At 68.2% G+C, this 4,821-nt stretch carries 5 protein-coding genes and 1 pseudogene; all 6 read left to right on the top strand.

The features are described 5' to 3' along the window. Positions 1–287, top strand: a 287-nt coding sequence (locus AB0F91_RS46820; RefSeq protein WP_360608950.1) for a helix-turn-helix domain-containing protein, incomplete at its 5' end; no start/stop codon positions are given. A 269-nt stretch (positions 288–556) separates the two neighbouring features. Next, entirely contained in the window at positions 557–994 is a 438-nt protein-coding gene (locus tag AB0F91_RS46815) for a hypothetical protein (protein ID WP_360608948.1), read from the top strand. Positions 995–1,427: 433 nt separating this feature from the next. Beyond that, positions 1,428–2,087 (top strand): nucleotidyltransferase domain-containing protein, encoded by a 660-nt coding sequence (locus AB0F91_RS46810; RefSeq protein ID WP_360608946.1) that lies wholly within the window; start codon positions 1,428–1,430, stop codon positions 2,085–2,087. A gap of 613 nt (positions 2,088–2,700) precedes the next feature. Further along, positions 2,701–2,976 (top strand): hypothetical protein, encoded by a 276-nt coding sequence (locus AB0F91_RS46805; protein ID WP_360608944.1) that lies wholly within the window; start codon positions 2,701–2,703, stop codon positions 2,974–2,976. Between the two features lie 138 nt (positions 2,977–3,114). After that, complete coding sequence (locus AB0F91_RS46800) at positions 3,115–3,636, top strand: hypothetical protein (RefSeq protein ID WP_360608942.1); 522 nt, start codon at positions 3,115–3,117, stop codon at positions 3,634–3,636. Positions 3,637–4,196: 560 nt separating this feature from the next. Beyond that, positions 4,197–4,821, top strand: a pseudogene (locus tag AB0F91_RS46795) (PHP domain-containing protein); the annotation flags it as partial.

Below are 4,821 nucleotides of genomic sequence, written 5' to 3'. Positions count from 1 at the left end.
ACGACGAGCACTACCCCGGTTACACCATGGGCCGGGCCGCCGACATGCTCGGCACCACTCAAGGCTTCCTGCGCAGCCTCGACGAGGCCGGCCTGATCACCCCGCAACGCTCCGCCGGTGGGCATCGCCGCTATTCCCGCCACCAGCTGCGCCTGGCCACCCGGGTACGGGAACTGGTCGATCAGGGCACCGCCATCGACGCCGCCTGCCGCATCGTCACCCTCGAAGACCAACTCCACGAAGCCCAGCGCCTCAACCAGGCCCAGGGCCTCAACACCGTCGACTGACTCGGCACGCGGCCACCCGCGCCGCGTGCCGCTATTCGTCTGTCTTGCGAAAGACGGGCGCTGCCGGCCGCTGCTTGACCGGCAGCACCCCCGCGCGCCGCCGTGCGACGCACGCTTGTCGGGTCGCGACCCCTGTCCCCGGCCATACCCACCACCGGACGTGACAAACACACGGTCCATTGCGAGTTGGTGTCATCTCTCCACCGCTGGTGTTTCGTCCGGGTGGTCGGACCGTGCAGTAGCGCACGCCAGACTGGAAAGGCTGCACCATGAGCTTCCACGACGAGCAGCGTGGGAGCGTCCAACCTGCCGGCCTCGACGGCTCCCCCGGCGGTGAGCTGGAGCAGCTGCGGGCCCGGGTGGCCGAGCTGGAGGCCCAGCTCCGCTCCGTCCACCTCGATCGGATGCACCTGCTCGCGGCGCTCGCGGCCGACCCGGGCCTGAACCCGCGGTTGAAAACCGACCCCACGGGGCTGCCCGGCACCAAAACGGTGCTGTACCTCACCGACCCCGACGCCGGCCCCGGCGAGGGGCAGATCTCGTTCCCCAGCGCCGACTCCGACCTCACCCTGGTCGAGCATGTGCCGTGGGCTACCGAGGGGGACCCGCACGCGGCCTGGGACGGCACCGGCAGAAACTTCGTGCTCGCCCGACTGCGGAACCTGGCACAGCATCGCGCCGACGCCGCTCGCGCCATGGGTGACTAGCCGGGGTGACGGGTCTTTATCGTGCAGCGGCGCGGTTGCCGCTTGATCACCTCGCCCGCGCTGCATCCCTCGAGCAGTTCTACGCCGAAGGCCTCGCCACCCGCCCCGACCACTGACCGCTCAGCGTTGTTTCCCCGCCGCTTGCTACCGGGAGGCCTGCACGCGAGGTGCGGCCACGGTCAACAACGGCGCTTAGCGTGCCTGACTCGACACCTGCTTCGCTCTCGGCAGAACCTCGTCCACGGGGTTACGAACGTGGCGACGTCCTTTTTGCAGGCCGTGCAGAGCACGGTTGACCGGCCTAAGGGGCGTAGGTTCTGCGCGTCGACGGTGAGGAGTTTGCGGGCATGTTTGACGTTGTGTTGCGCGACGAGGTCGAGGCTTCCTCATCCGCCTTGCCGAGGTCGACGAGCGAATTACTGCAGCCGCGGTGGTGGGATCCCGGGCCCACGCTGAGGGCGACCGATGGTCGGACATCGACCTCACGTTCGCGGTCGCGGACACCACGAAACCTGTCGCGGTACTCGATGAGTGGGCGGAGAAGCTGCGGACACAGTTCGATGGCACGGCGCTGTTCGACCTCGCTGCAGATCCCATCACCTACCGGGTGTTCCTGCTGCCTGGCGCGTTGCAGGTCGATGTCTCGGTGACGCCGACGAGCCAGTTCGCGGCACGGGGCGACACCTTCCGGCTCTTGTTCGGGGAGGTTAACGATCCCATCGCCGCCGCCCCGCGCGACAACACAGACGCATTCGGCCACGCCGTTCACCACGCAGTACGTGCTCGCGTGTGCATTGAGCGCGGCCGCGCGCTGCAAGCGGAGTACTGGATCAGCAGCCTCCGCAACGAGACGCTCACCCTGGCGAGCAGACGCGCCGGCGTTCAGGACTGGCACGCACGCGGCGCACACCTGTTGCCAGCAGAGACTCGCGAACGGTTCGCCGAGGCGCTCGTCCGTTCCCTTGACCCAGCCGAGCTGAGCCGAGCGCTGACCGTCGCGATAGACCTGCTGCTCGACGAGAGCGACCACGCACCAGCCCTCGCCGCCCGCGTCGAGAACCACCTACGCACCCTCACCGGCACGCCACACTGAACCCGCTTGGCCCGCGTGCAGGATTGCGTCCTTGGGCACCGACCAGCCAGAACCCACCCACAAAAGATCTTGTAACCTTCGCCGCCACCGGCGAACTTCCCTTCCACACCCACACCTAACTCGACACCACGTGCAGGTCAAAGGTGAACGAGGCGATGAATGACAACGCCCGGCGGCCGGTCAATCCGGCACGCGGGGCGATGGGTACTACCCGAGTTGAGATCCCCCGGAGGAGCTTGGTCAGCGGTACTGGCTGGACAGCTTCTTGGCGTTGGCGAGAGCCACGTCGTAGGCCAGCGGCGCGGTGGCGATGTCGTGCAGGCAGCCGGCGCACAGCACCGTTAACCGGATTTGACGTGGGCCCTGCGGCGGCGCGGCTTCGCATGGGTGGGCCGATGTCGGAGACGTGGGCAGATCGACGTTCGTGCTTCATTGCGGTTTGATGCTGAACAGCCGTCTACGAGGGCGGGGGTAGCGATGGGTGGGCGCGGGAGGCGCCGCGCCCGGGAAGTTCAACCCGTGGACTTCCACGCTTTCTCTGCACTTTGCAAGTCGCGGACGGTGGGCTCGTGCAGTCCATGGGGTTGTCGCGGCTCGTCGGTAGGGTTGTGTCGTGACTGGACAGAAGGGCCGTTGGCCGAAGGTTGACCATGGCGGCGGTGTCGAAGATGCGGCGCTGCTGATCTTGGATTGGCTCGCGGAGCAGGGCGTGAACGCGATGCTGAGGGTTGATGCTGAGAGGCTGACAGAGGGGCGTCCGTCCTGGACTTTCGTGGCGAGTGGCGGGCTGCTGAGCACAGGTATGCGGGCCGATGGGTCCAGTGCCGAAGTGTGTCTTTCTCTGGCGGTAGCCAGGTTGCGGGAGCTCGGTGTGGATGTGCCGTACTGATCTGAGCGGGTCGTGGTTGGCGGCGAGCAGCATCTCCACTCCTGGCACCGCGGTGGCGCCCTGGCTGGATCCGCCCCACCCGGCGAACTCGTCGTACCTGCCGGGGCCGACGCGCTCGCCGAGGTCGCGTCAGGCCCCATGAACGAGCCGGTGAGGACGGCGACCGCTGATCTGCACGTTGGTTATGCATTCTTCGTCGTGACGGACTGGAGCGGCTCTTGCCCCGACCTGAGACTTGCCTATGTCAACGGTCTCGTGGGGTCGGACTTCAACGGGGCGCTCATCCTCACCGGCATCACTGACGGTCCCGTCACCGTGACCGTTCAGCTGCTCGACACCGCACCCGACTCGGTCGAGCTCGACGACTCGGACGAGGTCGCCGAAGTCTCGGTCGAGTCGGAGGACGGAGAACTCATCGCTCACGACCTGGCGGCTGATCCCCCTCCGGAATTCCCCAACCTGGCCCACGCGGGACCCGGCACCTACCGGCTACGCGTGCACGCCCGCGGCCGCGACATCGCCCCCCATCTCAACATCCAGGAACCCGTCGAGAATTACCTGCTTTCCGTGTGGCCAGCACCGGAAGCACCCGACGTCGTCTACAAACAGTCGGACGAGCGCGGACAGGAATACCGGGCAGCACGCAGGCCGCGACCCTGACGCAGGGCTCGGCAGGCTTGAAGCAGTGTCGTTGGCGGGGCCGGCCAACCGGCCGCCCCAACAGGACAGGTACCGGTGCGCCCATCCGGAGGAAGATCCGCGCCGACAGGTGAACCATGGAACCTACGTGCCCTCACCGACGCGCCGCAGTGACGAACCCGGGGCATCAGTGATCAAGGACGTTCCGTCTTAGTCCGGAGAAACACGCCACCGGGGCCGGGTTCGGCACTCCGGCACTGGAAACACTTCTTCGTCGGCTGGTCTTCCTCGGCCACGGCCACATCCCTGCTCTCGTCCACCCTGGGTTGCGCTGACCGTAAGCCGGGCCGCGGCGGCCACCGGGCCGCGGCGGTCACCGGGGCTCGACATGCCTCTCGCGGTGTGGCGTTCGCAGCATGTCCACGTGCCGACGATGCCCACCGCGTCCACCACCCGTTCAGGGCAGTGTGGCGATGGGCATGTTGCGATCAACGCACGTCAAGGAGAGTATACGAACACGCGTTCGATAGTTGCTGGTTGCCGGCCTTCCCACGGCGAAGACGTTGTTGTGGGAGTTCGTCGTGGCGTTCAACAACCCGCCGATGCCGTGGTCGGAGCTGGAGCGGATCGCGTCCGGCCGTGGCGCGTCGGTCACGCGGCCGGGTGCCGAGGAGGCGCCGCGGTCGCACAAGCGGGAGGGCTATCAGCCGCCCGTGGGGTTGCGGCCACGGGCGGATGTCGAGGCCGAGGGCGGGCGGGTGCCGTACGCGGAGCTGCACTGTCACTCCAACTTCAGCTTCCTCGACGGCGCCAGCCACCCCGAACAGCTCGTCGAAGAGGCCGCGCGGCTCGGGCTGGACGCGGTCCTGCTGGCTGACCACGACGGCATGTACGGCGCGGTCCGCTTCGCCGAGGCCGGCCGCGAGCTCGGCATGCGCACCGGCCACGGCGCCGAACTGTCGCTCGGACTGTCCGCGCCCCAGGGCGGCGTCCCCGACCCCGAGGGCTCCCACCTGCTGGCCCTGGCGCGTGGGGTCGAGGGTTATCGGCGGCTGTGCCGGGTGATCTCCCACGCCCAGCTCGCCAAGGGTGGCCGGAAAGGCCGGCCGGTCCGGCTGCCGCAAGGGCACCGTGCGCCAGGCCCTCGTCGGCGACGGCCCGGCCGCGGCGGCCACCGCGCTACGCCGCCTGACCCACTGGTTCGGA

It is taken from the genome of Amycolatopsis sp. NPDC023774 (assembly GCF_040639695.1).
In the GTDB taxonomy this organism is placed as follows: Bacteria; Actinomycetota; Actinomycetes; order Mycobacteriales; family Pseudonocardiaceae; genus Amycolatopsis.
This window is presented reverse-complemented; position numbering and strand designations above follow the sequence as displayed.

Excerpts from the sequence above, each read along its gene's own strand:
- AB0F91_RS46800 (WP_360608942.1), top strand. The coding sequence starts at position 3,115 with ATGAACGAGCCGGTGAGGACGGCGACCGCTGATCTGCACGTTGGTTAT.
- AB0F91_RS46815 (WP_360608948.1), top strand. The coding sequence starts at position 557 with ATGAGCTTCCACGACGAGCAGCGTGGGAGCGTCCAACCTGCCGGCCTC.